The organism is Domibacillus indicus (assembly GCF_000970685.1).
GTDB lineage: Bacteria > Bacillota > Bacilli > Bacillales > Domibacillaceae > Domibacillus > Domibacillus indicus.
The window spans coordinates 287,984-313,610 of sequence record NZ_LAJB01000002.1 but is presented as its reverse complement, the minus strand read 5'-3'; the positions used below and the strand labels follow the sequence as shown (position 1 = coordinate 313,610).

Annotated in this window: 34 protein-coding genes; 24 read left to right on the top strand and 10 right to left on the bottom strand. The window is 39.5% G+C overall.

Features of this window, described 5'->3' with window-relative positions; genetic code table 11:
• Positions 1 to 234 precede the first annotated feature (234 nt).
• The 6 genes from VP98_RS01860 to VP98_RS01835 all read left to right on the top strand — a co-directional run bounded on the left by VP98_RS01860 (position 235) and on the right by VP98_RS01835 (position 6,010).
• Positions 235 to 1,875 (top strand): extracellular solute-binding protein, encoded by a 1,641-nt coding sequence (locus VP98_RS01860; RefSeq protein ID WP_046173600.1) that lies wholly within the window; start codon positions 235 to 237, stop codon positions 1,873 to 1,875.
• A gap of 87 nt (positions 1,876 to 1,962) precedes the next feature.
• Positions 1,963 to 2,946 (top strand): ABC transporter permease, encoded by a 984-nt coding sequence (locus VP98_RS01855; RefSeq protein WP_082087793.1) that lies wholly within the window; start codon positions 1,963 to 1,965, stop codon positions 2,944 to 2,946.
• A 13-nt stretch (positions 2,947 to 2,959) separates the two neighbouring features.
• Complete coding sequence (locus VP98_RS01850; RefSeq protein WP_046173599.1) at positions 2,960 to 3,835, top strand: carbohydrate ABC transporter permease; 876 nt, start codon at positions 2,960 to 2,962, stop codon at positions 3,833 to 3,835.
• A gap of 452 nt (positions 3,836 to 4,287) precedes the next feature.
• Positions 4,288 to 4,962: an HAD family hydrolase gene (locus VP98_RS01845; protein ID WP_046173598.1), complete on the top strand. Its 675-nt coding sequence runs from the start codon at positions 4,288 to 4,290 to the stop codon at positions 4,960 to 4,962.
• Complete coding sequence (locus VP98_RS01840; protein WP_046173597.1) at positions 4,947 to 5,363, top strand: hypothetical protein; 417 nt, start codon at positions 4,947 to 4,949, stop codon at positions 5,361 to 5,363. Before VP98_RS01845 ends, VP98_RS01840 begins: the two co-directional genes overlap by 16 nt.
• 221 nt (positions 5,364 to 5,584) lie before the next feature.
• Positions 5,585 to 6,010 (top strand): MaoC family dehydratase, encoded by a 426-nt coding sequence (locus VP98_RS01835; RefSeq protein ID WP_046173596.1) that lies wholly within the window; start codon positions 5,585 to 5,587, stop codon positions 6,008 to 6,010.
• A gap of 98 nt (positions 6,011 to 6,108) precedes the next feature.
• Here the strand turns inward: VP98_RS01835 and VP98_RS01830 are convergent, their stop codons facing one another.
• On the bottom strand, positions 6,109 to 6,375 hold the full coding sequence (locus VP98_RS01830; RefSeq protein ID WP_046173595.1) for a heparan-alpha-glucosaminide N-acetyltransferase domain-containing protein: 267 nt from the start codon (positions 6,373 to 6,375) through the stop codon (positions 6,109 to 6,111).
• Positions 6,376 to 6,613: 238 nt separating this feature from the next.
• Here VP98_RS01830 and VP98_RS01825 point away from each other — a divergent pair, with 238 nt between their 5' ends.
• The 6 genes from VP98_RS01825 (at position 6,614) to VP98_RS01795 (ending at position 9,821) form a co-directional block, all read left to right on the top strand.
• Positions 6,614 to 7,225, top strand: a complete 612-nt coding sequence (locus VP98_RS01825; protein WP_046173594.1) for an HAD family hydrolase — start codon at positions 6,614 to 6,616, stop codon at positions 7,223 to 7,225.
• A 251-nt stretch (positions 7,226 to 7,476) separates the two neighbouring features.
• Entirely contained in the window at positions 7,477 to 7,812 is a 336-nt protein-coding gene (locus VP98_RS01820) for a hypothetical protein (protein ID WP_046173593.1), read from the top strand.
• Positions 7,813 to 7,866: 54 nt separating this feature from the next.
• Entirely contained in the window at positions 7,867 to 8,286 is a 420-nt protein-coding gene (locus VP98_RS01815; RefSeq protein ID WP_046173592.1) for a DUF3221 domain-containing protein, read from the top strand.
• Positions 8,287 to 8,533: 247 nt separating this feature from the next.
• Positions 8,534 to 8,719, top strand: coding sequence for a hypothetical protein (locus VP98_RS01810; protein ID WP_046173591.1), 186 nt, complete (start codon positions 8,534 to 8,536; stop codon positions 8,717 to 8,719).
• A 68-nt stretch (positions 8,720 to 8,787) separates the two neighbouring features.
• Complete coding sequence (locus VP98_RS01805) at positions 8,788 to 9,294, top strand: hypothetical protein (RefSeq protein ID WP_046173590.1); 507 nt, start codon at positions 8,788 to 8,790, stop codon at positions 9,292 to 9,294.
• Positions 9,295 to 9,575: 281 nt separating this feature from the next.
• Positions 9,576 to 9,821 (top strand): hypothetical protein, encoded by a 246-nt coding sequence (locus VP98_RS01795; protein ID WP_046173588.1) that lies wholly within the window; start codon positions 9,576 to 9,578, stop codon positions 9,819 to 9,821.
• Positions 9,822 to 9,959: 138 nt separating this feature from the next.
• On the opposite strand, the gene VP98_RS18190 is transcribed toward VP98_RS01795, so the two are convergent.
• Positions 9,960 to 10,499 (bottom strand): DUF6241 domain-containing protein, encoded by a 540-nt coding sequence (locus VP98_RS18190; protein ID WP_052712093.1) that lies wholly within the window; start codon positions 10,497 to 10,499, stop codon positions 9,960 to 9,962.
• A gap of 172 nt (positions 10,500 to 10,671) precedes the next feature.
• On the opposite strand from VP98_RS18190, the gene VP98_RS01785 reads away from it, so the two are divergent.
• Complete coding sequence (locus VP98_RS01785; protein WP_046173587.1) at positions 10,672 to 11,013, top strand: hypothetical protein; 342 nt, start codon at positions 10,672 to 10,674, stop codon at positions 11,011 to 11,013.
• A 164-nt stretch (positions 11,014 to 11,177) separates the two neighbouring features.
• On the opposite strand, the gene VP98_RS01780 is transcribed toward VP98_RS01785, so the two are convergent.
• On the bottom strand, positions 11,178 to 11,576 hold the full coding sequence (locus VP98_RS01780; RefSeq protein WP_046173586.1) for a VOC family protein: 399 nt from the start codon (positions 11,574 to 11,576) through the stop codon (positions 11,178 to 11,180).
• A 357-nt stretch (positions 11,577 to 11,933) separates the two neighbouring features.
• On the opposite strand from VP98_RS01780, the gene VP98_RS01775 reads away from it, so the two are divergent.
• The 8 genes from VP98_RS01775 (at position 11,934) to VP98_RS01740 (ending at position 16,483) form a co-directional block, all read left to right on the top strand.
• Positions 11,934 to 12,275: a PadR family transcriptional regulator gene (locus VP98_RS01775; RefSeq protein WP_046173585.1), complete on the top strand. Its 342-nt coding sequence runs from the start codon at positions 11,934 to 11,936 to the stop codon at positions 12,273 to 12,275.
• Positions 12,268 to 12,750, top strand: coding sequence for a hypothetical protein (locus VP98_RS01770; RefSeq protein ID WP_046173584.1), 483 nt, complete (start codon positions 12,268 to 12,270; stop codon positions 12,748 to 12,750). Before VP98_RS01775 ends, VP98_RS01770 begins: the two co-directional genes overlap by 8 nt.
• Entirely contained in the window at positions 12,747 to 13,250 is a 504-nt protein-coding gene (locus VP98_RS01765; protein ID WP_046173583.1) for a permease, read from the top strand. Before VP98_RS01770 ends, VP98_RS01765 begins: the two co-directional genes overlap by 4 nt.
• Before the next feature lie 459 nt (positions 13,251 to 13,709).
• Complete coding sequence (locus VP98_RS01760; RefSeq protein WP_046173582.1) at positions 13,710 to 14,108, top strand: hypothetical protein; 399 nt, start codon at positions 13,710 to 13,712, stop codon at positions 14,106 to 14,108.
• Positions 14,109 to 14,309: 201 nt separating this feature from the next.
• Positions 14,310 to 14,774: a hypothetical protein gene (locus VP98_RS01755; protein WP_046173581.1), complete on the top strand. Its 465-nt coding sequence runs from the start codon at positions 14,310 to 14,312 to the stop codon at positions 14,772 to 14,774.
• A 121-nt stretch (positions 14,775 to 14,895) separates the two neighbouring features.
• On the top strand, positions 14,896 to 15,219 hold the full coding sequence (locus tag VP98_RS01750) for a DUF3885 domain-containing protein (protein WP_052712092.1): 324 nt from the start codon (positions 14,896 to 14,898) through the stop codon (positions 15,217 to 15,219).
• 133 nt (positions 15,220 to 15,352) lie between these two features.
• Positions 15,353 to 15,715, top strand: coding sequence for a group I truncated hemoglobin (locus tag VP98_RS01745; RefSeq protein ID WP_046173580.1), 363 nt, complete (start codon positions 15,353 to 15,355; stop codon positions 15,713 to 15,715).
• A 255-nt stretch (positions 15,716 to 15,970) separates the two neighbouring features.
• Positions 15,971 to 16,483, top strand: coding sequence for a DUF3916 domain-containing protein (locus tag VP98_RS01740; protein ID WP_046173579.1), 513 nt, complete (start codon positions 15,971 to 15,973; stop codon positions 16,481 to 16,483).
• A gap of 41 nt (positions 16,484 to 16,524) precedes the next feature.
• Here the strand turns inward: VP98_RS01740 and VP98_RS01735 are convergent, their stop codons facing one another.
• A complete protein-coding gene (locus VP98_RS01735) occupies positions 16,525 to 17,151 on the bottom strand; it encodes a hypothetical protein (RefSeq protein WP_046173578.1) in 627 nt (208 codons plus the stop codon).
• A 304-nt stretch (positions 17,152 to 17,455) separates the two neighbouring features.
• On the opposite strand from VP98_RS01735, the gene VP98_RS01730 reads away from it, so the two are divergent.
• Complete coding sequence (locus VP98_RS01730) at positions 17,456 to 17,884, top strand: Rrf2 family transcriptional regulator (protein WP_046173577.1); 429 nt, start codon at positions 17,456 to 17,458, stop codon at positions 17,882 to 17,884.
• 65 nt (positions 17,885 to 17,949) lie between these two features.
• Positions 17,950 to 18,852 (top strand): NAD(P)/FAD-dependent oxidoreductase, encoded by a 903-nt coding sequence (locus VP98_RS01725; protein ID WP_046173576.1) that lies wholly within the window; start codon positions 17,950 to 17,952, stop codon positions 18,850 to 18,852.
• 307 nt (positions 18,853 to 19,159) lie between these two features.
• On the opposite strand, the gene VP98_RS01720 is transcribed toward VP98_RS01725, so the two are convergent.
• From VP98_RS01720 to VP98_RS01700, 5 genes are all read right to left on the bottom strand, one after another.
• On the bottom strand, positions 19,160 to 19,870 hold the full coding sequence (locus tag VP98_RS01720; protein WP_046173575.1) for a GntR family transcriptional regulator: 711 nt from the start codon (positions 19,868 to 19,870) through the stop codon (positions 19,160 to 19,162).
• 103 nt (positions 19,871 to 19,973) lie between these two features.
• The gene (locus VP98_RS01715; protein WP_046173574.1) at positions 19,974 to 20,786 is read right to left on the bottom strand and encodes an HAD family hydrolase; all 813 of its coding nucleotides are present in this window, start codon (positions 20,784 to 20,786) and stop codon (positions 19,974 to 19,976) included.
• Positions 20,787 to 20,843: 57 nt separating this feature from the next.
• On the bottom strand, positions 20,844 to 22,076 hold the full coding sequence (locus VP98_RS01710; protein WP_046173573.1) for an MFS transporter: 1,233 nt from the start codon (positions 22,074 to 22,076) through the stop codon (positions 20,844 to 20,846).
• A 191-nt stretch (positions 22,077 to 22,267) separates the two neighbouring features.
• Entirely contained in the window at positions 22,268 to 22,522 is a 255-nt protein-coding gene (locus VP98_RS01705) for an HPr family phosphocarrier protein (RefSeq protein ID WP_046173572.1), read from the bottom strand.
• Between the two features lie 180 nt (positions 22,523 to 22,702).
• On the bottom strand, positions 22,703 to 23,293 hold the full coding sequence (locus tag VP98_RS01700) for a DapH/DapD/GlmU-related protein (protein ID WP_046173571.1): 591 nt from the start codon (positions 23,291 to 23,293) through the stop codon (positions 22,703 to 22,705).
• A gap of 122 nt (positions 23,294 to 23,415) precedes the next feature.
• Here VP98_RS01700 and VP98_RS01695 point away from each other — a divergent pair, with 122 nt between their 5' ends.
• Positions 23,416 to 24,324: an AraC family transcriptional regulator gene (locus VP98_RS01695; protein WP_046173570.1), complete on the top strand. Its 909-nt coding sequence runs from the start codon at positions 23,416 to 23,418 to the stop codon at positions 24,322 to 24,324.
• A 197-nt stretch (positions 24,325 to 24,521) separates the two neighbouring features.
• Here the strand turns inward: VP98_RS01695 and VP98_RS01690 are convergent, their stop codons facing one another.
• Positions 24,522 to 25,430: a LysR family transcriptional regulator gene (locus tag VP98_RS01690; protein ID WP_046173569.1), complete on the bottom strand. Its 909-nt coding sequence runs from the start codon at positions 25,428 to 25,430 to the stop codon at positions 24,522 to 24,524.
• Between the last annotated feature and the right edge of the window lie 197 nt (positions 25,431 to 25,627).

The following is a 25,627-nucleotide window of genomic DNA, read 5'->3' as shown; positions in this document are numbered from 1 at the left end:
CCATATTTGTCTTATGACATTATGGTAGAGGGCTTTTATTATACATTATGGGAAGAAATAATTAAAAAGTATGTATATATAAGAAGTTGATAATGCAATCAAGAATAGATAATGGACGTTACAACATTTTGATAATCAATCAAAAGAATTGATCATGTATTTTTAAGCTCTTTTGGGTTTATGATTAGTGCGAGCAAGGGGTCAAATCACAACGATAAGGGAGGACAGAGTCAAATGCAGAAAAAAGTGAAAGCGTTATCAGGTGTTCTTTTGATGCCAACGCTCCTATTGTCAATTGTTGGATGTTCAGTCAACGAGACATCTGATAAGGCAAAGGAGCAAGGAGAAAAGAAAACAGCAGAAATGAAAAGCCCGGAGGAAGTTGAATATCCAGATCAAATTATTTACTGGACTGAATTAGTTCCGAATGTGGCATCGACTTCACAAAGCCTTAACGATGTCGGAGCTTATAAAAAGTTAGAAGAAATTACGGGCACAGCGGTTGAGTTCAAACATCCATCCGGGGAAGGAACAGATATTACTGAACAATTTAACTTAATGGTTGCATCCGGAAAATTACCTGATGTCATTGAATACAATTGGCGGACTGTTCCAAAAGGACCCGATCAGGCAATTGAAGCGGGTACAATTATACGATTAAATGAGTTGATTGAGAACTATGCACCGAATCTAAATCGTTATTTAAATGAGAACCCAGAGGTTAAGAAAATGGTTACAACCGACGAGGGGAATATTTATACTTTTCCTTTTCTTCGTGGCGATGAATCATTAATGGTGTTTATGGGTATGATCCTCCGCCAAGATTGGCTGGACAAGCTTAATTTAGAAAGGCCATCGACGATTAGTGAATGGGAAGACGTTTTAACAGCTTTCAAAAATGAGGACCCTAACGGAAATGGCAAAAAGGATGAAATACCGCTCATGGTCCAGCTGAATGACATGAAGCATATAGGAGCATTTGTTGGTGCATATGGAATCCATGCTCAATTCTATAACGACAATGGGACTGTTAAATACGGGTCTGTACAGCCGGAATTTAAAGAATTTTTAACAACGATGAATAAATGGTATGAGGAAGGATTACTTGATTCAGATTTTGCTGCAGTTGATTCCAAGTTAATGGATGCCAAGGTAACAAATAACCAGCTTGGCAGTTTCTATGGCTTTAGTGGTGGTGGAATTGGTAAATATACAGGGTTAATGAAAGACAGAAATCCCGATTTTAAGCTTACCCCCGCTCCTCATCCCAGCCTTAAAGAAGGGGAAAAGGCCGCTACAGGCCAACTAGCACATCCATATGAGGGTATGCACAGTGCGGCCATTTCAGGTTCAGCTGATAATCCGGAAGAAATTGTTAAATGGCTTGATTTTGCTTATTCAGAGGAAGGACATATGCTTTTTAACTTTGGTATTGAAGGCGAAAGCTATGAAATGATTGACGGATACCCTACTTACACGAAGGAAATGACGGATAATTCAGAGGGTCTTCCAATGACACAGGCTCTTGGTAAATATATAAGAGCATCTTATGGTGGACCGCTTATTCAAGATAAACGTTTTTTAGAACAATACTATGAATTGCCTGAACAAAAAGAATCCGTGGATTTATGGGGTGAATCAGCAGAGAATAAAATTAATTTGCCTCCTACTACGTTAAACGCTGAAGAAAGTGAAGAGTTTAATTCAATCATGAGTGACTTAAACACGTATTATGATGAAACAGTTATTAGATTCATCATGGGCGAAGAGCCGCTGGATAATTTTGAAGATTTCGTTGCAACATTAGAAGGGATGGGTATTCAAAGAGCGACTGAGCTGCAGCAGGCTGCATTGGACCGCTACAATGAAAGATAATTAAGTTCCTTAATGCGGTTGTTTCGAGGGAAATCCCGACACGGCCGCATTTATCCATCCGGGTATCATAGAAAACGGGGTGAAGATATGGCAAAAGTAGAAAAGGAAATTATTGCTGGCTCTATTAAACAAAAAAGCAGTTTTGGTGATAGAGTGACGAACTTCAAAAATAAGGCGGTCAAAGATTTTAAAAGAAATAAGCTTATATATTTGATGATCTCACCGGTTGTCTTATATTATATTATCTTCCAATACGGGCCTATGTATGGATTGCAAATTGCTTTCAAGGATTATTCACCTGCACTTGGTTTTCATGGAAGTCCCTGGGTAGGGTTTGAGCATTTTAAAGACTTTTTTAATAGTTTCTATTTTGGACGGCTTTTGAAAAATACCATTCTTCTTAGCTTTTATAGTTTGATTTTTGCTTTTCCAGCAGGAATTATACTGGCGTTATTACTTAATGAAGTGAGAGGCAGAGTATTCAAACGAACTGTCCAGACGGTTACGTATATGCCTCACTTTGTCTCGCTGGTCGTTATAGTGGGTATATTATATGATTTTACGGCAAGAGACGGAGTGATCAATTATATTTTAGTATCTTTATTTGGCATTGAGCCAATTGCTTTCATGAGGGAATCAGAGTGGTTCAGAACACTTTATATAGGCTCGGATATTTGGCAAAACGTTGGCTGGAGCTCGATCATTTTCCTTGCGGCTATGTCAGGCATTGATCCTTCATTATATGAAGCAGCTAAAATGGACGGGGCGGGCCGGTTTAAACAAATGATTCATGTTACGTTACCTGGTATTATGCCGACAGTTGTCATCTTGCTAATATTGCTTATTGGCAAGTTTATGACAGTGGGTGATGAAAAAATATTATTAATGTACAATCCAACAACCTATGATACGGCTGATGTAATTGGAACATATGTCTATAGAAAAGGGATTTTAGAGAGTGACTTCAGCTACAGTGCTGCTGTTGGGCTGTTTAAAGCTATCATAGCTTTTACACTGTTAGTAATAGCAAATGGAATAGCAAGAAAAGCTGGTGACACTAAATTATGGTAGGGGGAGATACAAGATGAAAAAAACACTCGGAGAGCGGTTATTTGATTACGGGAATATACTATTTCTAGTTCTTTTATCCATTGTAACCCTCTACCCACTACTTTATATTTTAATTGCATCTGTAAGTGATCCTGCTTATGTTGCCCAGGCTAGAGGGATTATGCTTTTACCAAAGAATTTCACCCTGGACGCGTATAACATGGTATTTAAAAACCCAATGATTATAACTTCTTATCTTAACACGTTGTTCTATGTAGTCGTTGGTACAACTCTAAATATTGTCTTAACGTCTTTGGGTGCATATGCGCTTTCTAGAAAAAACGTGCTATGGAAAAACTTTATTATGTTTATGATTGTCTTCACTATGTTTTTTGAAGGGGGACTGATTCCTCTTTACTTGCTTGTAAGTGAGTTGAATATGATTGATACACGATGGGCGTTGATTCTCCCAACAGCAGTCAGCGCGTTTAACTTAATTATTATGCGTACTGCTTTCCAGGGTATACCTGACAGCTTAGAAGAGTCAGCTCGTATTGATGGAGCAAATGATTTTACCATTCTTTTTAAAATCATTCTGCCGTTGTCACTGCCTGTCGTCGCTGTTATGGTTCTTTTCTACGGTGTGTATCATTGGAACTCCTGGTTCCATGCGATGATTTTCTTGCAAAATAGGGAGCTATTTCCGGTACAGCTCATATTACGTGAAATTCTAATTGCAAATGATACTAGCAGCATGACGACAGGAGTAAGTGCAGTGGATGCGATGCCTATAGGAGAGACCGTTAAATACGCGACTATTGTCGTAGCAACACTGCCAATCCTTTGCTTATATCCGTTTTTACAAAAGTATTTTGTTAAGGGTGTCATGATTGGCGGAATAAAAGGGTAAATAAATTTGAGTTATTGCAGATTAGGGCTGTCTTTTAATCGCTCTGGAAGTTCAGTTTAAGCATGGCGGTATATAACAATTAGATTGATTTAAATGATTTGGATTGACAGGGCGGGGCCGGGGAATTCAACTCCCTCAAAGATCATCTTAATCGGTGGGCTGGAATTCTTGATAAATCAAGGATTTCAGCCTTTTTAGTATGTTCTTTACATTATTTTTTAAATTTGCAAATGTCCTTATTGAACTGCTTCACCGCAATATCCGCTGCATTATTATCTTCATTAGCAACAGGTGTGAGCACCTCTCTGTTTTTCCCGAATATTAAAGTGGAGGTACCATTTGTAAAGAGATTTATAGTATTATAAGCAGTAAATTAGAATAAAGGGAAATTAGCTCAATAAGAGACTGTGGTAAAATCAGGGGGACTATTAGATATATTAAGGGAGTTCAATATGAATACATACAAAGTTATTTTATTTGATTTAGACGGAACACTTTCAGACCCCAAGGCAGGAATAACTAAATCGGTTCAATATGCATTGCAAAAAATGAACATTGTTGAGCCTGACATTGATAAGCTTGAATGTTTTATTGGTCCGCCACTACATGTTTCATTTGCTGAATATTATAATTTCGACGAGGAAAATACACAAAAAGCAATTGCCTTATTCAGGGAGAGGTTTAAGGAAAAGGGAATGTTTGAGAATGTGTTATATCCAAATATCGCATTGCTATTGAAGTCGTTAAAAGAACAACAATTTACTTTAGTTGTAGCAACTTCGAAGCCTACTGTATTTGCTGAACAAATACTAAAGTACTTTAATATTGACCAGTATTTTGAACATATTGTCGGAAGCAACCTTGATGGAACAAGAGCATCAAAAACTGAAATCATCCAATACATACTAGATAAGTATAAGGAACATACGCTTGATGATTTTGTTATGATCGGCGACAGGAAGCACGATATTATTGGTGCAAATAACATCGGAATTCACTCTATAGGAGTAACTTATGGATATGGTTCATTTGAAGAACTGAACGATTCTAACCCTGCTCATATTGTCAGGAGCGTAAGCCAGTTAAAGGATATTTTGATGGGTAATCTTGAATGCTCAACTATCTGAAAGGCTCTGGAAGTGCGGTTATAGTAACGATGTTAGGCTTACTAATAATGGCTGACGGATTATCTTTTGATGACTTTTATGTCGGCCTTGTATATGTTACTGGTTTTGGATATATATTTAGTCTGTTAGGAGCTGCCTGCTTATTTTTAGTGAAAAAGAAAGAATACAATACAGCAAAAAGTTATTTATTGTACGTATTGTTGGGTATTCTGTGCGGGTGGTTCATGACCTATACTACTGAAAATGAGTTGTTTTCACCTCTATTCTTTTTGGCCGTGTTAGGATCATTGACGTTTCTCGCAAGCCAAAAAATTAAGAGCAAAGCTTCTGCCTGTACTCTCTCAGTTTTGCCAGGCTTATTAATTGGCCTTTGTATTATATATATCAATGTTCGATACTAAATGAAAAAAGTAATACAATCGAGCAAATGAAACATAAATGCCATTATGTGGTGTTGTAATGCCCAGAATAAAACGCCCGGGTTATAGAATCCAGGGCGTTTTTGTCATGTGTTCGGTTGAACAGGCAGGTTATCAACGAACGATTCGATTATTTTTCCCGATTTTTCGGCTGCATGGTGCTAAAATAAACAAGTACAACGACATAAAATAGAGGTGCAGGAATGAAATTTGATGAGTTTACAATTGGACAGGTGTTTCACACTAAATCGTTCAAATTAACAAAAGAGGATATAGTGAGGTTTGCAGGTGAATTTGATCCCCAGTATATGCATTTGGACGAGGAAAAAGCAGCTGAGGGAAGGTTTAATGGAATCATTGCTTCCGGTATCCATACGCTGGCGATCACATTTAAACTCTGGGTTGAAGAAGGTATGTATGGCGGCGATGTAATTGCTGGAACACAAATGAATAATATAAAATTCATGAAGCCCGTTTACCCTGGAGATGAGCTGAAAATTATGGTTGAGGTGATTGATAAGAAAACAACAAAAAAAGAATCAGGCATCCTCACTGTATTGTTATCGACCTTTAATGACCGAGAAGAAAAAGTTTTTGAGGGTGACTTATCTGTATTGGTAAAGCGCTGAAAAAATTTTTATAAAAATTAAATCTTATAACAGCAGGGCAACGATCGAATAATACAAAAGCGCTTCCCCGGGCCGAAAAAAATGATGACCCAGCCCAATCAAGAATAAGGTGAATAGCCTGCGCATGAATAAGCGGCGCAGAGGGTGTCCTTTTTTTCCGCCCCGGATAGAAAAAAACCAACCCCAAATAAAAAAGAGAAGATAACATAAAACCGGCCGGTGACTGCCGCATCAAGAAAAGAGGCAATCTGATAATCTGTCTGTGACACATCCGTCGACATATGGACCATTTGCCGAATATTAACCAAAATAATGCCAGGCAGGGCAAATCCGCGCAACACATCAAGCGTTTCCATTCGTTTCATAATCAAGTCCCCTTTAACCGCTGTCCGCGCACCGGTATTTCTATTTACACTATACCTTCTGATAAATAGCCCTGCTATCGATTTCTCTTACACCTTCCTTACAAAACCGCCTGATGTAAAATCAACCAATTTCTTGTGAGACAATAAAAAAAGGTGTGATTATGGAAACATGGAAATAGTTAAGTAAACCAATACAGCTTAACAGGAGTGGTATAACACTAAAGGAGGAACTAATAAATTGGACAGTATCATCTTTGATTTAGATGGAACCATCTGGGATTCCATAGACACCGTTCTCATTGCCTGGAACAGCGTGATAAAAAGAAAACTAAAAAGCGAATTAACCCGGAAAGACTTTGAAAACATAATGGGGCTGCAGATGAACGAGATAAGCAGGAAACTTTTTCCTGAATTGCCCAATAAGCAGCGGCAGCAATTAGTAAAGGAGTGTGGTGAGGCGGAAATTGCTTTCCTGGAAAAACAGGGTGGGGTTCTCTATGAAAATGTAGAAAATGTCCTGAAAGAGCTTTCGCAAAAATACAAACTGTACATTGTCAGCAACTGTCAGGAAGGCTACATAGAAGTTTTCTACAGGTACCATAAACTTGAAACGTATTTTTCAGATTTTGAAAACCCCGGGAGAACGGGCCTGTCAAAAGGGGAAAATATTAACTTAATTATGGATAGGAATCATTTATCAAACCCGGTTTATATAGGAGATACAGAAGGTGATTTAAAAGCAGCCAGATTTGCCGGAATTCCTTTTATATATGCGAAATACGGATTTGGGCAAGTAAGTGAATATGAGCAAGCAATTGACAGTTTCGAAGACCTTTTAAACATTTTCTAGTGGAGTAAAAAAAATGATTTTTGGCACTTATTTCAACGAAACCCCGTCTTGAAAGTAGAAAAAGAAAATACCGTTGTATGTAAAAAAGCAGCCGGAAAAATGACTCCATTCTTCTGGCTGCTTTTATTTTTAAATTATTCAAAAGGCATATGGTTTTTTATGGTAAAATAATGTTTATAGAAGGGGTATTCATCAAAATGAGGAGATGATTCTTTTTCTTTTTTTTCGCAGCTTTTTTAGGCGGGTGTGGTTTGGAAACAAAAATACTTTCTCAATTTTATGAAAAAAACCTTGAGGAAGTAACGAAAATAGTAATTATCGATGGAAACACAGGATACTCAAAAACAATTACAGATAAAACGATTATAGAAAGCTTTCTCGATGATATAAAAGATATAAAGTTTATTCCGGATGAAAATCAAGAAGACAGATCCGGGTTTAATTACGGGATCGCTTTTTACTGGGATGAAGAAGTCACTTTTTCATTTTCTTTAACAAGAATAGGTGATCATTACTATCATACCGCGCCAGATATCTATCCAATTGTCGATAGTTTCTATCTAAATCTTCCTGGTGAGGAAAAGTAATTTGTCTTAAGCTAACGAATGTGTTTCTGTAGAAAAAGGAAGGTGGTTCTGAGCATGTATAAAGTAAAAAATAGTATAGCAGTTCTTTTACTCACAGCTGTCTTAAGTGCCTGCTACAATAATCAAGCAGATCAGCCATCAGGCGATGACGGTGACTCTGCACAGCAGGAAAAGCCGGTGGCTGAAGGAGAAGGCAGTGAAAAGAAGGCTGTTACAGAATTTGCTGAAACGACGGGCTATATTGCGTCTATTTCACCGGATAGAATTTTTATAGTTCCTGCTTTAGAGCAAGTAAACAACCAGGAGCTGCGTGAAAAGGAGATAAAGGGACAAATTTTCATCCGCACAAGGGATATGGATGAGCGGGAAATTTCAAATCTTGAAGTCGGCCAAAAGGTCAAAGTGTCATACAAAGGTGTAATGTATTCAAGTCCACCTCAAGCCTACGGGCACGAGATAGAGATTCTCAAATAAAAATGCAGGTCTTTCTTTGATAGCGGCTATCACGCCGCTTTGCCGATTTTACAAGGGAAATGTGTCTTTTTTTTTCGGAAAAGGAATAAAACCACGGCGGCAGAATGACCGCAGATGAAATTAAACAAATTTAGCAGCGCAGGGATGGCACGCCACATCGTTCGCTTCAGCTATATCTTCTTCCCTTAGCATAGGGCCCATCATTTACAAATTATACTATTTGATCCAATATAATAAAAAAGGGGTGATGAAACTGCTTGTATATTTATTAGTGGCGGGGGCGGCTGTCTTTTTTATGTATTATTTGCCGATGCTGGCAAAGGATTCGAAAAAAATGGCTGATTCGGCGAAAGAAATGGAACGAGGTATAAAGACAATTGTGAAGCAGAATGAAGAAATAATTGAATTGTTGAAGCGTCAGACCCGCAGCTAAAAGAAATCTCCGGTAACTGTTGATATGCAGGCCTGACCGAGATCTTAATATACAGGGCGGTGGAATGGATGGATTTTTTAAAATCATTAGCAGGTATATATTATTTAGGGATCGGCTGCGGAGTATGGAATAAAGATGAAGTCATTGAATGGTGCGACAGGGTAATCGAAGCCATGGATCATCCGCCTGTTGAGCTTCTCGAAGTATCCATGATGTCAAAATCAAAGCTGGATGATATCGAGAGAAAGCTATTTGAGTTATCTGCCATAGAAGATGAAGAACATATGGCAAAGGTCGTTTTATCCATTATTCATAAAAAGGCAGAGCTGGCGCAGCTGCCGGCTGAAAGGGCAATCCGGATAACATCCCGGCTTTTGGTACATACGGGATTATCGTGGGAAAGCGAGTATTACGGCTTATATTCTTTTGATGACAGCTACGATTTGGCTGTGAATGGAGTAATAGAGAAGCTGCCCGCTGAAGTTGAGAAGGATTTCATTGGAGAGCTGGGAGCTTTTCAAAAGTACTTTAAAGAATTTCATGAATTATACGATAATGTATTAAAACAGGAATGAAACAACAGGCAGAAGGGTTAAAGCCTCTGTTTTTTGCGTAAGGGGATTTGTCTATGGGTCCGGGTGCATTCACTTTTCTGTCTATACTTATAATGTTTAGCAGTATTGTCTACTGGCTGGTCTATACAAAGAAAAGAAAAAATAATACCGATAAAGACATAGGGTATAAACTTATATTCGTAGTTATTTCGGTCTTTTGGCTGTTCCTATTATTTTTTTCAGCAGTAATCTAGAAAAGTGCGGCAGCCCTTTAGGTGTCCGGGGAGAGGGTCAATATAAAAATGAGATATGTTGCATTCCCTTTTTGGGTAACACTATTCATATTGCTGGGCGGGTGTTCCCATCCAATAGAAGATTATCCATCGGCGGTAAGGTGGAAAAATACCAATTATATAGGTTCAGGCACCTTTATTTCAAAAGAAGGAATAAAAAAGGAAATTGGTGCTGTCAAAGGACAAATAGAAGGGTTTCCGGCCAAAACGGATATGCGAATGCTTATCCTGAAGGGAGCTCTCTTTTTGCGGTAAAAGGTCTTTCGATAAGTGAAGCAATAGCCGTTGAAGAAAAATCGTATGCTTCTTTTAACAAAGCCGGAGGAATCATAAATTCTTCCGGCTTTATTTGCAATGACAATATCATTCAGCAGGTTTACTTGATCGGAAGCGTTACATTCCTTTCAGCAAGCGCTCGCTGTGTTCACCAAAATTCACTTCGACAAAGGCTTTTTCTTCTGCTTTGCTTAAAGCACCGTATGCTTTGCCATCTCCTTTTCCCTGGTATTCCCAGAGATAATTGTGGTCTTTGACAATGTGGCTAAAGTCATTTCTTTTCCAGCGGCCTGCTATTTCCAGGAGGTCGTCTTTCCGTTCATAATCATTCATTTGAATGACGCGGTACAGTTCATCAATGGCAGTGACAGTCATGGGGATCGCTCCCCGTACAGCATTCGCTTTCACCTTTTGGTGTGTCATTCTATGCATAGCTTCAATAACCTCGTCCTGGCTGGCTCCAGGCGCAAGATCGAGATAATGCTGTACTACCCCGTATGAGACTTGCTTCGCATGGACGCCTTCCGTAGAAACAGCTTTAATATCGGCTTCTTCTTGTTTTTGATCGTTCATGACCACGGCCAGGAATGCTCCTGTTCCAACAATGACTGCAGTCAGCATGAAGATTACAGACCATCCAATTGCTTTTTTAGACATGACCTGCCCTCGCTTCCCACTTTATGAGTTATTAAGTTTCCTTCAAACTAAGCTTTTATTTCAATGATAACGCAAATGAAGTTATATGACAAATTATTCCACCTAAATCAGGCAGGTGAAATGCGGTAAGATAGATAATAAAGAAATTTGATAATTACTGGAGGATTTAATGATGACTTTTGAAAAATTGATCCAGCAAAAGCCGACACTAGAATGGAGGAGAAGAATGGAGGAAGGCGACGATCTTTTTACGGATGAAGCAATCAATGCAGCCGATGTAATTCTTGACTCTTACATCAGCAGATTAAAAGAACTGGAAGACAGGCCGGCAGAGGCAGCCATTATGGAAAACGTCAAAGAAGTGGTTAGCAGATTCAATGAATTAAACGACCAGCATGATTACTTTATCGAAACAATGGAAAGAGAGGAATTAGCCGAGTTTATCCAGGAAGGCGCGAAAATAGCCGGATTAAAAACGAAAGAAGACATAACGGAAGAATGGAGAGAATGGTAAGCAACAATACGGCCTGCGGATAAGGCCAGTGGGGGTGCCGACATGCCGGAAGAAGAGGTGTGTCTTACTCCTTTTTAAAAAAGAGGCGCATGTAAAAACCCGGTTCTTTAACAACCGGGTTTTTTTGGTTTTGGCTTCCTGTGACAGGGTTCCGTCGTTGTTTTTTATCCAGGAAAATTTAATTGCCAGGAAACGCCGAAACGGTCATTGAACCAGCCGAACTTTTTACTGAAGCCATAATCGCCTATAGGCATTAGCGCTTGTCCTCCTTCGCTAAGCTTCTGATAAAGACTGTCAATTTCCTCCTCAGTCGTACAAACTGTATAAATGGAGAATGATGGTGTAAAAGAAAATGCATGCTTCACATTGCTGTCAATGCACATAAATTCCTGTCCTTTTATCGAAAAAGAAGCCTGCTTAACCGTTCCTTCATCTCCGGGTTCATTCGCTCCATATCGAACAATACTGATGATTTCTGATTCTTCAATAACAGACGTGTAATAATTGATCGCTTCTTCTGCCCTGCCATCCTGGAACATTAAAAATGGGATCACTTTTTCCATTCGCCATCCATCCTTTTTAAATACATTTTCTTAATTAAATTCAATACATATTTTAGAATCCCTTCTTTGCGTTCAGTTATCGAACTTCACAGCACCGGTTTACTATCAAACCATACACAATAATGGCTGGCAGGCTGTATTATCTCACTGCTGATTTTTGCTCAAAAGGAAAGAACGGGAAACGTCCTTAGTCATTTTGTGTTTCTTGTTAAACGAATGCACCTTTTAATCCTTCACCTTTTATTTTTTCTTTATAAAAAAATTGACTAAATACTGTTTTCGACAGTATACTGTTGTTAACAGTACTGTTTTATCGGAAAAAGGTCATTACATTAAAAATAGGAGGTTATATCTTTTATGAAGCATACAGGGAGACATACAGGTGCATTTCTTTTGCTGTTTTTAACAGAGGGAGATAACTATGGGGGGAAACTGCTGCAAAAATGTGAGGAAGAGCTTCCCATCAATCCAATTGATAGTGCGATATTATACCGCACATTAAAAAAATTAGAGGAAGAAGGCGCTGTTGAGTCTTATCTAAATACATCTAATCAAGATAAACCGATAAGGATGTACAAAATCACTGCAGTTGGAAAAAGAAAATTAGAAGATTTTCAAATTGATATTGAAGAAAAAATTCAAAATTTATCGTTTTTCCTGGAGAAATACGAAAAATGGAATAGTGAAAGAAATGGCTAATGGAATTGTTTTATATACAATAGCTGCTGTTTATCTGGGGATATCTTTTATAAAAGACAAACACAAAACAAAGGCAGCTGTATTAAGCTCATGGAAAATGTTTCGCAATGTTTTACCTGATTTATTAGCCATTATGCTTTTTGTTGGGCTGACATTATCTTTATTGACACCATCCCTTATTTCTTCAATTATTGGAGAAAACTCCGGTTTACCTGGCATGGTTTATTCAACAATCATTGGATCGATTGCTATAGTTCCCAGCTTTATCGTCTTTCCTCTTGGACATACATTAGTTGAAAATGGTGCTGCTCTCCCACAAGTGGCTGTATTAATGTCGACATTAATGTCTGTAGGGCTGGCAAGTTTATCTATGGAACAAAAAACGTTTGGACATCGTTTTGCCTATGCCCGAAACGTTTCTGCCCTGGTAATGTCTCTTCTCTTTGCATTCATTATCTGGGTGGTGATGACATGAAACAGTTAAAAAGATATCGGTTCTTTCTTATTTTATTATCAGGGCTTTTCCTTATGGCATTTATAAATCAAGCTGTTGCTGCAGAAGCAGTTCAGTTAACCGGTAAAAATATTTTGGATATGCTCATTCTGCTTCCTCCCATATTTATATTAGTGGGATTATTGGACCAGTGGGTAAAGAAGGAAACGCTCATTCGATACATGGGTGAAAAATCAGGTATATTTGGTATCCTTTTCACCGTATTATTAGCAACAGCAGCTGCTGGACCTCTTTATATAGCTTTTCCAATTGCCGTACTTTTATTGAAAAAAGGAGCCAGCGTCCGCTATATAGTGTTTTTCCTAGGGGCCTGGTCAACAGTAAAATTGCCAGTTCTAGTGTATGAATTCACTTCATTCGGTCTTGAATTTACACTTATTCATATCAGTTTCGGCCTCGTGTTTTACTATGTAACAGGAATTCTTTTTGAAAAAATGTATAGCCGGCAAAAGCTATTATAGTATGATACAACTATGGAATTGTAGATTTACATCATTACGTCTGTAAGTCCCTCACTTCCAAATTCTTTAGTATCTGCAGCGATAAAATATATAAAATATTAACTGAATATTCGGGCTGTTAATTGATGCAGCAAACAGGACTGCCATCGGTGCAATATTTTTCGGCAAAATCTTCAAACTACTTAAGCTATATGCTGCGAAAAATCACGGGACAGGGCGCATAGAAGCATATCCACACTATTGTTTAAGTGAACATTTGAGTTCACATACACTTCGCCCAGAATGCCTGAAACCTTCTTGGTCAATCTTCTGGTGGAAGACAATCTACGGATAAAGCCGTTGAACGAGAGTCTGTTGACTTACGCAGAACCGTACCCGTGGTATTGATTGTCGTTGAAAGCCGTTGTATTCTATGGCTGCATTTAGGAACTGCAAAATTAGGTGAAAAGAGGAAGCAATATGAAAACAAAATGGCTTTTGAGCAGCAGTGCAGTGGTAATGGGTTTGTTGGGGCTGGCAGGAACCTTTCTTCCCGAAGAAATTTCAAACATTTTAGGGATTGATCCTTCGCCGGTAACTCTGATTCTTCTGCAAATCATTGGAGGATTATATTTAGGATTCGCCATGTTAAACTGGTTTACACGTTCTTCCCGGATCGGCGGCATTTATAACAGACCTGTCGTATTGGGAAACCTGATTCATTGCATCGTTGTTTTTTTTGCCCTAATCCGGCAGCTGGCGGAGCAGTTTAACTTGATATTCGCTATTTTAACATTCGTTTATTTTGTATTTGCCGTTTGGTTCACGCTGGTTATGCGCTCGAATCCTTTAACCAATGAAGCAAAAATGTCTCAATAACGCTAAATAACCCAATAACCGGAGCAAGCAAGGATTTATATGGGGGATGGTCTCTATTTAAGGCTCACCATGCTGAACTGGTATACACGTTTTCTCTGGTGAGCAGGGCAGCTGTCAGGGTACTGATACATTCTGGCGATTTGCCAAAACCGATGGATCTTAACGTATTCAACAGACGGGAAGAAACATAGGAGGTTTACGATGAAAAAACTCGTTTTAGCATGTTTCTTGCTGCTGGTAACGGCTGGTTTATATGGCTGCAGTTTCATCGGGGAAAAGGAGTTAGATGTTCCAAAGGATATTAGCAGGATAGAGGTAACTGGAAATGGATTAGGAATGTACTTTCCGGAAGCGAAACAGCCTGTTGAAGAAAAGCTGGTTTTGAAGCAGCTCGAAGAAATTGAAGTGTTTGCTGATGCTATAAAGAATTCTTCTCCTCATTCAGGTCCCGTAACGGCTGAAGGAGAGAACCTTACACTGACGTTTTTTTTCAAAGAAGGTGCCGCCCGGGCATTTCTTTTTTGGTTCTACCCTGATCGAAATTCTGCGCGGATTCAAGCGGATAGTGGCCGAAAAGGAGAAGACGAACAAATTTACTTGCTTAGCGAAGAGAATGTCCAGAGGATAGAAGAGCTGATGGCTGAAAAAGAAGGAACGAACGATTGAAGAAGAGAAGATGAATTATTTAAGACAATTCATTTTTAACGGATTTTTCTAAAAGACTATTGAATATGAATGGGGGCTTTATGATTAATGGTCCTGCAAAAGAAAGGTGCGAGAGGCAGAAATGCAAGTAAGCGACTATATACAAAATACGTTCCCGGAATTAAAGCTCAGACCGCCTTTGTTTTATAACTGGGAAACGGGTATTCGATTTGAACTCGGTGTGGGCTATAGCCATAAAGAGGCGTATGAAAACAGTCCATATCTACAAAGAACTTATAAAAGGGCGGTTACCCTGTTTCGTTCCCTGCATGCCCCAAATGATGATATTTATATTATTGTCGATGTAAATGATTTTGCGGACGGCAAAACCTTTCAACGCAAACTAAAAGGTTTGTCTCCTTATATTAAAGAGAAGAGAATATTGAAAACAAATGAAAAAAGGTGAGAGATCTCCTCTTATCAGTTAATTGGATATAAAAATTGGAAAAATTAATGTCTAATAATAATTCATTAGGGATTGTACCGGACACTTCTGGGGAAAATGGTAGTATAAACATTCAGACAGGAGTGGGATACCAATGGAACAAACACTTTATGAAAAGGTTGGCGGAGAAGAAGCAATTTCCAAAGTGGTCGACTATTTTTATTCCGAATTGGTGCTTAAAGATGATACCGTGAATCACTTTTTTGAACATACAGACATGGAAAAGCAACGCCGCCACCAGACAAAATTTATCAGCTTTGCATTGGGCGGACCTAATCAGTATTCAGGAAAATCAATGGCGAAAGCACACGAAGGTATGAATATTCAGCCAGCCCAGTTTGATGCGATCGCCGGCCATCTTGGCACCGCTCTTGCTCACTTTGGAGTAGAGGAAGCGGATATAAATACAGCCTTGAGTAAAGTTGCTTCACTAAAAGAAGATATCACTTACAAATGATTGGTGCCCCTGACGGATGATTTAGTTAAAGAAAATGGATTACAGCATTAATCGAATGAGATTGGATGGAATAAGCCCCGGCTGATGAAAAGCCCGGGCTTTTTTGTGGCGGCTTTTATGGTTGTCCGATTTGAATGCATTCGAATAAAAATGGGAAATAAATCAAATGTAAGGTTGACGTTACCAGCATAACGTATACGGCAAATAAAGGTGCTTTAACAGTATTCTATTACTGGTTAATAAGGAGAAAAAGCCATGCGGGTAAAAAAAGTTCGCGGCATGAAGCGAAAAACAGAAAATATGATGAAGCGAATAGAAGAGAGCACAATGGAATTTCCTTCAGAATTTTATAAAGGATACTGGCATCTGCACTTGCCCGCGGACCAGGACTTTATAAATTCTCATAAAACTCCCTGTAACGTTAAGCGGCTATGCATTCAAGCGTTAATAGACAGAACAAATCATCTTATGGAAATAAAGCCAGACAGCAATGAAAAGCTCAGGGCTGCGGCTTGTATTACTTTTCCGCATTTATGGGACTCACAAATCATTGTTTTCAAAGGTGATCGTCACTTTCAGAACTTTTTTAACCGGAACGATGACTTTCAAAGATGGATTCCACTAGCAGAGGAAAGAAATCTTGCAGCCGAATGGGAATTATCTATTCCAAGTGGAATGAAGGTAAAGGGCTTTAAAGAAGAAGTTATTGACGATGAAGAGGAAGCCTGTCATACAAGAGAAATTTGGTTTATAGGGGAGCTAATATAATCAAAAAAGATATATTTTCCCCCTCGAACGTACACGGGCAGCTATACTGGGTTATCATAGGTCCACAGAGCTGGATGCACAAAGCCCGGAAGCGTTCCGCATATATATTCATATGTAGAGAATTGCGGCTTATTTGAGAGAACGACAATGCTGGTACCACCGTAGCCAATCCAAAAAACACTTGTGTCCTGACCTGCTTCCACTACTACTGTGTTTGTGACTTTTCCTTCCCAACTTCCTGTCCACTCTCTTTGTTCCACGCTAAACACATTTTTATTTGCTGACCATAAAATGGTTTCATTAATGGACCATATTGCAGAGAGCCAGGGGAAAATATCCTGAAATTGCTTTTCAGTTTGAATCTCCGTAACCGCCACAGCCAGCTGCCGGCTTTCGAACAAGTAATGGCAGGGGACACTTGTTTTTGCGCAATTCTTTTCATACTCTTGTTTACTAGAAGAAGGAACCTCGAAACAAAAGAAGACAGGATATGCTTTAATGCTTTTCATCCATGCAAGCACGAAGTTCCCATCACACTCAAATGGATAAACGTTATCTATATCAAAAATATAATTTACAGTTCCTTCGATAGCAAACGGAAAATGGCCGCCGGCATCAGGCTTATCGCTAATATAGTGCTTCGGAAAATAAGCTATTCCAACATCCATACGCATTCATCCTTTTGGTAATGAGTTATTTATTGAATTTACTATACCATTAAATAGCACGATTCACCTGTCCTATCCCATGATGATCCCCGGCTTTTACATAAATCAATGGCGCTTAAAAGAGAAGATATCCGTCCTTTGAAAGATGATATACACCCAGATGCCTGAAAACAAATTCAATAAAGTTCGGCTAAAGAATTACTTTCAGATTACGGCAAGAAAAGTTTGCGGTTTTTCGAAGTCCGGGTTATAATCAATTACAGATATTAAATGTCTGTAATAGTTTTAATTATGAGGTGCATCAATGAAGTATTCAAAAGCAACCAATTATGCACTCCATACAATGGTGCATTTAACGCTGGAACCAAAGGGCCAGGCAGTAAGCGTAGAGCAGCTGGCGTCCATGCAGGATTTGTCTCCGACGTACTTGTCGAAGATTTTGACAAAGCTTGTGAAAGCCGGATTAATTGAATCTGTCCCCGGGGCAAAGGGCGGCTACAGTATTTCACGCCGCGCCCAGGATATTTCGTTTCTGGATGTGATTGAAGCGGTGGAGGGCCAGTCGGTGCTGTTCAACTGCGCATTTGACCATAACGAAAGCGAGTGCTTAATTGAGCGGGTGATGATCGAGGCGGAGAGCAGCATGAAGAAAGAGCTGGCCGGCCGGACGATTCAAAGCATAGCGGAGCAGATAGAAAAAAGACATTGTGAAGAAGCAAAAAAAGAAAAATAAATTTTTTTACACTAATTAAAGACATTAAGGGTCTTTAATATATTTTATAAAAAGGAGTGTTTTATATGCTGGACTGTGTAATTATTGGCGGGGGGCCTGCGGGGCTGAATGCCGCGCTGGTCATGGGGCGTGCTGGACGGCAGACAATTTTGTTTGATGAGGGTAAGCCGCGTAACCGGGTAACGCAGGAGTCGCACGGATTTATCACACAGGACGGGGTAAGCCCGTCGGAGTTCAAGAAGCGGGCAAGAATGGATGTTGAGAAGTATCCGTCTGTCTCTATTCAAGAACAGAGGGTGGAGACTGTTGAAAAAGCCGGTGATGTGTTCCGGGTTCAAACAAAAGGCGGAAGGGATTATATGGCGAAAAAGGTGCTTCTCGCAACAGGGCTTCGAGATATTTTGCCGGGAATTGCAGGCATTCAAAACGTCTACGGAACGAGTGTTTTCAGCTGTCCGTTTTGTGACGGCTGGGAAATGCGGGACCGGGCGCTGGCGGTGTTTGCGGAAGGTGAACGGGCTTTTCATATGGGCAAGCTGCTGTCAAACTGGAGCCGCGATGTAATGGTGTTCACAAACGGCTATCGGATGCCTGATGGGGAGAGAGCTGTTCTGTCCCGGCAGCAGGTGGCAGTCGTAGAGGAAAGGATTGAAGGCCTCGATTCAAAGGAAGGGAAGCTGACAGCGGTCCGGCTGAAAAACGGCCGGGATATTCAAAGGGAGGCAGGGATTGTGATGACCGGTCTCGTGCAGTCGGCTCCCTTTGCAGAACAGCTCGGCTGCGAGGCCACCGCAAATGGCGGGATTAAAGTCGATTCATTGGGAAGAACAACAGTTGAAGGAGTGTATGCATGCGGAGATGCTTCGCTCAGCGGGCCTCCCCAGCTGGTGATTGCGGCGGCCGAGGGCAGTAAAGCGGCAGCTGGCGTCATCATGGATTTAGTGGAAGCTGCCTTTTTTTTGCCGTAACGAACAGTATGGACGTACTTGTTACCATTTGCTGAAGGCCGACAGCTGAAGAATACAAAGATGACGAAGAAGCCACATCTGTTATTAAAAATAGGACCCTCGAAAATTTCCGGGGGTTTTTTGCTTGCTGGTTTGATTAAATGCTGTTCAAGTTGAGGGAAGTGTGACTTAATTTCAAGATAAGCCGTTCAATAAATACTATAGCAGCCGGCTCCATTTAATCCAAAAGAAGCCAGGGAGAAGGTTTTACCCTCTACTCCGGCTTCTTGTACGTTTTTGTGTTAAAAGGAAGCCCCTATTTCGGTTTTTAGGAAAAGTGGCCATTCGTTTGGATAAAGAACTGGGATTGTTCATAATTATAAGTGACTTTTGAAAAATTAAACGGCTGTCCACTGGTTAAATAAAAAACGGATTCGACATAAAAGGCAGGCTCTTCACTTTCCAGGCATAATTGTTTTGCCTCTTCTTCCTTCAGCTTTCCTGCGTGAAGATACACATCTGAAAAGCCGATCTTTACCCCTAAACCTTTCTGAATATAATCAAAAATGGATTCAGAGACAATTTCTTTATTCAAATAGGTAACGATGGATCTATTAAAATAGGATTCTTCAAGGCACAAAATTTGCCTGTCAATATACTGAACCCTTTTTACAAAATAGATATCGTCATCAAGTTCAATATTTAAATGATCTGCTATTTCTTTTGCAGGCTTCGTTACTTCCAGTTCGATTACTTTTGAAGCTGTGTGAAAATCTTCAAGCTCCTTTTTAAACCCTTGATTAGAAAGGAGGCTTCTGTACCCGTTTCTTCTATGCCTTCTTACAAAAATGCCGCTGCCCCTCACTTGAAATACGACGCCTTTATTCTCCAATAGCTCCAGTGCTTTCGTAATCGTACTTTTACTCACGTTAAAATGAGCCATTAAGCCTTCTAACACGGGCAGTTTATCTCCCTGCTGAAGGGCATTTTCTTCAATATACATTTCAATTTCATCTGCGATTTGCTGGTACTTTACCATATAAAATAAAATCCCTATTCATCTGCTTATTTCGATTCTTTTGGCGTTCTACCGGTGTAATATGGAAGGAAGCTGTTTAGTTTAGATATTTAAAAGGTCTATATTATTTGTCTATGTCATTTTGCAAGGATAGTAATTGAATAATGGTTTTCATTACAGCATCTTCTTCATTAGAACGGGTAATAAAATTCGCAACGTCTTTTAATTCTTGAACTGCATTTCGGACAGCAAAGCTGTATGTGGCGCGAACCATAAGCTCTAAATCATTGTAGCCATCCCCAAATGCCATTGTTTCCTCTGGTGTTACGTTCAATAAACGCTGCAAGTATTCAACGGTCGTGCCTTTATGAACGTTCGCATTGGCTATGTCAATCCAGGCTGCTTCAGATGCTACAATATAAGCTGAATCAAAAAAGCGGGATAATTTTTCCCTCGTTTCGAAACACTTAAGGGCTGGATCGTGAATGGTAATCTTGACAAAATCATCTGTTATTTCGTTAAAATCAGATACTTGTCTTACTTGAGCATAGGATCTTCTAACAATAGCCGCTTCTTCCGGGGATAGGTGGTCTTTAGTGACAGCTCCATTTCTAGTACACGCAATAATGGTATGATCAAGACTAATTTCCTCAAGCAGCTGGATAATTTCCAGTCCCAGTTTATTACTTAGCAGTGATTCGTAAACAAATTCTCCATTATGTTTGATTCGAGTTGCACTATCTCCTAAAATCCATAAATCTTCAGCATCCTCGCCAAACAATTCTTCCACACGTTCACATTGCTTGCCAGTAACAGGAGCAAACGCCACTCCCTTTTCCTTCATTACCTTTTTCACATTCTTATACAGTTCTCTGTTAAAATCACCGCTGTTATTCAAGAATGTGCCATCCATATCCGTTAACACTAATTTAATCATATGATTTCCTCCTGCATTTCTTCTTTTTTGAAAAACGCTTGTTAGCCCTCAACACGATTAAAATGCTGTTGAGCTTGTGTCGTTTCTTTTTACTAAATCCTTCTTTTTCAATAATGTATTTAATTTTTCTGAACTCAGGAACATTATTGCCACAAAAACAACAATACAAAATGGGAAGATTTCTATTGTGGAATGCGATGCAATGAACCCAAGAAGGGGCGGTATGAATGTACTGCCTGTATAGGCAACAGCCATTTGATATCCCATAATAGTCTGGGAATGCTTCTTCCCAAAACGAATGGGTGTTTCATGCAGCATACATGGAAATATCGGTGCTAATCCGAATCCAACCATAATAAAACCTGCAAGCGAGAAAGTGGGCGGCAACGGCAGGAACAGAAGGGCAGCACCCGCCAGTGCTATAATTTGCCCCATCCGAATAAGAGTGCGATTCCTCATTTTAAAGGTAATAAAACCGGTAATAAAGCGGCCGATTGTGATTCCGGCGTAATACAGGGAAACCCATTGTGCCGCAGCCGCTGCCGGCAGATCCTTGACATTTACCAGAAAGCTGCTTCCCCAAAGCCCTACGGTTGCTTCAACCCCGCAATAAAACAAGAAGGACACCAGGGCTAGTTTAACCCCTTTGATTTGCAAGGGTTTCACATGCTTAGAATCTTCACTGTAAAAGGCAGCTTTTGAATCTTCCGGCTTTTCATTTGAGGCAATAGGGCCGTTTTTTGCCCCCCTGTTCCATAGGGGCAAAGTGAAGAAAAGGAGGGCAACTAACGCAAACTGAAGTCCAGCAATCGCAAGATACCCGCTTCTCCAGGCATGTTGTCCTGAAATAAACTGAGCCATAATGACAGGACCTAAAGTAGCTCCGACTCCCCAAAAACAATGCAGCCAGCTCATATAGTGTGCCTTATAATGGATAGCAACAAAATTGTTTAGCCCTGCATCAACAGCTCCCGCTCCTAATCCAAGCGGTATGGCACATATCATTAACCAAACAAGCGAGGGAGCAAAATAAAATCCCAACAAAGCCCCTGCAGTCATAAGGCAACTGACAAAGGTGACATTGCCGGTTCCAAACCGTTCAAGTATCTTTCCGCTAGCGAGACTCGAGATAATGGTACCGCCTGAAACCACCATAAACAGGAAGCCGGCAGTCTCAATTGAGGCCCCAAAATCCGGCTGCATCACAGGCCATGCTGCGCCTAGTAATGAATCAGGTAACTCTATACTGATAGAAGCCAAATAAATGATGACTAAAAGGAATGTGCCCATATTTGAATTTTCACCATTAATCTTTCGTAAATTTGCCCTCTAGTAAAACACCCAGGGCGCAGGAATTATGATAAATGGAATGTGGTCGTGGAATGCTTTCTCTCGAACAAGGTTGATGGCTCATTTTTGGACCAGAAAGTTATTTTGACCTGATTATTACCATTTTTTTAGAGAGCAAACTCTTTCCAAGGTTATTCAATGTCCAATAAGTATTTTTTCAACACCTCAGCTGCAGATTGTTCATCCGATCCATCTACTAGTAACGTAATCTCGTCTCCTTCTTGAACATTTAAATCCATAATTTCCATTACATCGAGACTGCCTGAAATTCCATTTTTAACGATCGTTACTTCACTGTTAAAGGAGGAAGCATTTTTAACCAGTCTACATGAGTTTCTAGCCTGAAGACCTTGTGGGAGACGAACGATAAGATCGCTAATTAACATGTTTCTCACCCTTATACTTCAGTGTAATGAACAATTATCCGGTTGACCCCTGACAAGAAACATTGGCCATTCGAAGAGGATCTATACAATGTTTAGCGAACCACTCGCTCGTTTGATTGTAATAAATTCCATGCTCTCCTTGTGCCCAATATCCTTAATTGGTTTCTTTTTATTTTGGCCTTACAATTTTCTATCTTTATAATAATACTCTTTATCCTTGTCTGTAATTTCACGAAGTACTCTGCATGGATTTCCAACTGCAATTACATTTGCAGGAATATCTTTCGTTACAACACTCCCGGCACCAATTACAGAATTTTCTCCAACAGTCACTCCAGGCAAAATGACAACATTCGCTCCAATCCAAACATTATCGCCAATATGTACGGGAAAAGTGTACATTTCCCCATGTTTACGAAGCTCATGGTGAACAGGATGACCCGTAACGGTGATCGTCACATTCGGTGCAATTAGAACTCCATTCCCAATTGTTATCTTATAATCATCTACAAGTGTTAAATTGGCATTAATATAACAATTGTCTCCAATCGTTACGGTCTTGCCCCTTGCAAAAGTAAGAGGCGGCTCAATCCACACACTTTCTCCAACTGAACCGAATATCTCATGAATCAGTTCGACTCGTTTTTCTTTTTCGGCTGGTCTTAAATGGTTAAAATCATACATCAATTCTTTTGCCTTTGTTTGCGCCTGGAGATATTCTCCTGTATCTGTCCAAAGCAGACCCTTTGCCATTTTTTCTTCTGTATTCATTTTGGCCACTCCTTTGCATTCGCAACTTACTCATATAATAATAATCCACAATTATTGAATTTTCTATCACAATAGGATAATTTAATATAACAATCGTATTTAAGGAGGAGAGGGAAATATAAATGAATCCTTCTAATAAATTTATTAAACTTGATGTTTTGGAAAACTCCTCTGAAATTGTTCATTATGATTCGGGCAATATGCCAATTAGGACTAAAAGAAGCTGGCTTTCTTATTTTCAAAATTTATCAGCAGTCTGTCATTGGCATGATGATGTTGAATTTATTGTCATTCTTCAGGGGGAAATGACTTATTTTGTAAATGGGGAAAAGTATCTGCTGCAAAAGGGAATGGGTATTTTTGTGAACTCAGGGCAATTGCATTATGGATTTTCTGAATCAGGAAAAGACTGTGAATTTCTTGTTCTGTTGTTTCATCCGGAATTAATTTCCGCGAATGCTCATATTGAATCCGAGTATGTTTTGCCTTTCATCCATAATCATAACTGTCCTCTTATCGTTTTTGATCCTCATATCCCATGGAAAATGGAATCAATACAGTTTATTAAGGATATTTTTGATGTCTGTCAAAGAAAAGAAAAAGGCTACGAACTAAGCGTTCAAAGCTTGTTGTATTCCTTTTGGCTAGTACTTTACAAAAATGCCATGCATACAGACAATCGCATAAAGAAGATAGGTTTTACGGAGTTGAAAGCGATGATCGGATTCATCCAAGTTAACTACTCGAAAAAGGTGTCTTTGGAAAAAATTTCCCAGGCTGGCGCAGTGTCACGCAGCAAATGCTGTCAATTGTTTAAAGATAAACTGCAAATGTCTCCTATTCAGTATTTGAACAAGTTCCGGCTCGAGAAAAGTATGGAGCTGCTGCAGGATCCTTCACTAAGTATTTTGGAAGTGGCTCATGATAGCGGCTTTTCAGGTGCAAGCTATTATACAGAGCTCTTTCATCGGGAAATTGGTGTGACACCCAGTGAATTCCGGATGTTGTACAACCCAAGCGGACAAAAATAACCCTGCATTACTTTTGATTCTTCACAGTGCAGTACTTGTTTGCAGACTTCTCACTTAACATATAAACAAAAGAGGCGTATGAGATCGGTAAGAAGATCACCATAAGCCTCTTTCTAATGTGCAGATTCTCACTTGAAAGGTAGCTTCTTCAAGGAATTGATAATAAGAAAAAGTTCATAATACGCTTCGGGCTTTTATTATCCATCTGATGAAGAATTTGTGAATTTCGCCTGAATTTCTTTTAAAAACAGATCAGCTGCAGCGGATAAAACTTGATGCTTTTTCCAGACAATATTTAAGCCGGCTTCCAGTCTTGGCTCCAGCGGCCTAAAACAAAGGCTGCTGTCGCTGGACGTATTCACCAGCTTGTCAATGGTTACTGCATAGCCGATGCCTTCTTCCACCATAATAGCAGCGTTATAGAGAAGATTGTATGTAGCCACGACGTTTAATTTATCAAAATCTTCTCCAAACCACTCCACAAATTCATTTTTAGACAATGTCTGCTGTATAGCCTGTCGTGAAAAGAGCAGCGGAACATTTACTAAATCAACTGCTTGAATGGTATCTTTCGAAGCAAGAGGACTGTCTTTTCTCATGACAACTCCCCAAACATCCTTGGCCGGAATATTAATATAATTATATTTTGATAAATCGGCTGGTTCAATTAAAATACAAAAATCAAGCAAGCCCTTGTCAAGCCGTTCGGTCACGTCGTCTTCGTTTCCACTGTAAAGGTGATACCGTATATTTGGATAGCGTGATTGTAAATCCTTTGCTGCCCGCGCAATTTGTTTCATGGCGTCTGTTTCCCCGCTGCCTATGTAAACATCACCGCTTATGGTTTCCTCCATGGAGCTGAATTCTGCTTCTAATTTTTCGACCATATCCACAATTTCTTCTGCTCTTTTGCGCAGGAGCATTCCTTCCTCTGTGAGAATAATACTGTGACTGCTGCGAGTAAATAGTTTTTTTCCTAATTCCTGTTCAAGATCTTTTAATTGTCTTGACAGGGTTGGCTGTGTCACATGCAAGAAATCAGCAGCACGCGTAATGCTTCCTTCTCTGGCAACAGTAAGAAAATAGCGCAAAACTCTAAATTCCATCCAGCATTCCTCCTTTATTATGTTTTAGTATAAATATTCAACAAATGCTTATCAAGCATATCTTGATATGAGATATAGGTATTTGTTATATGGAGATGGCATAGCTAAAATAAATAACGAAGGGAAGATAACTGAAAGGATGTTATCTAAATGTATTTTTGAGTTAAGCGATAAGGTAACAAGAAAATCAGTTTCAT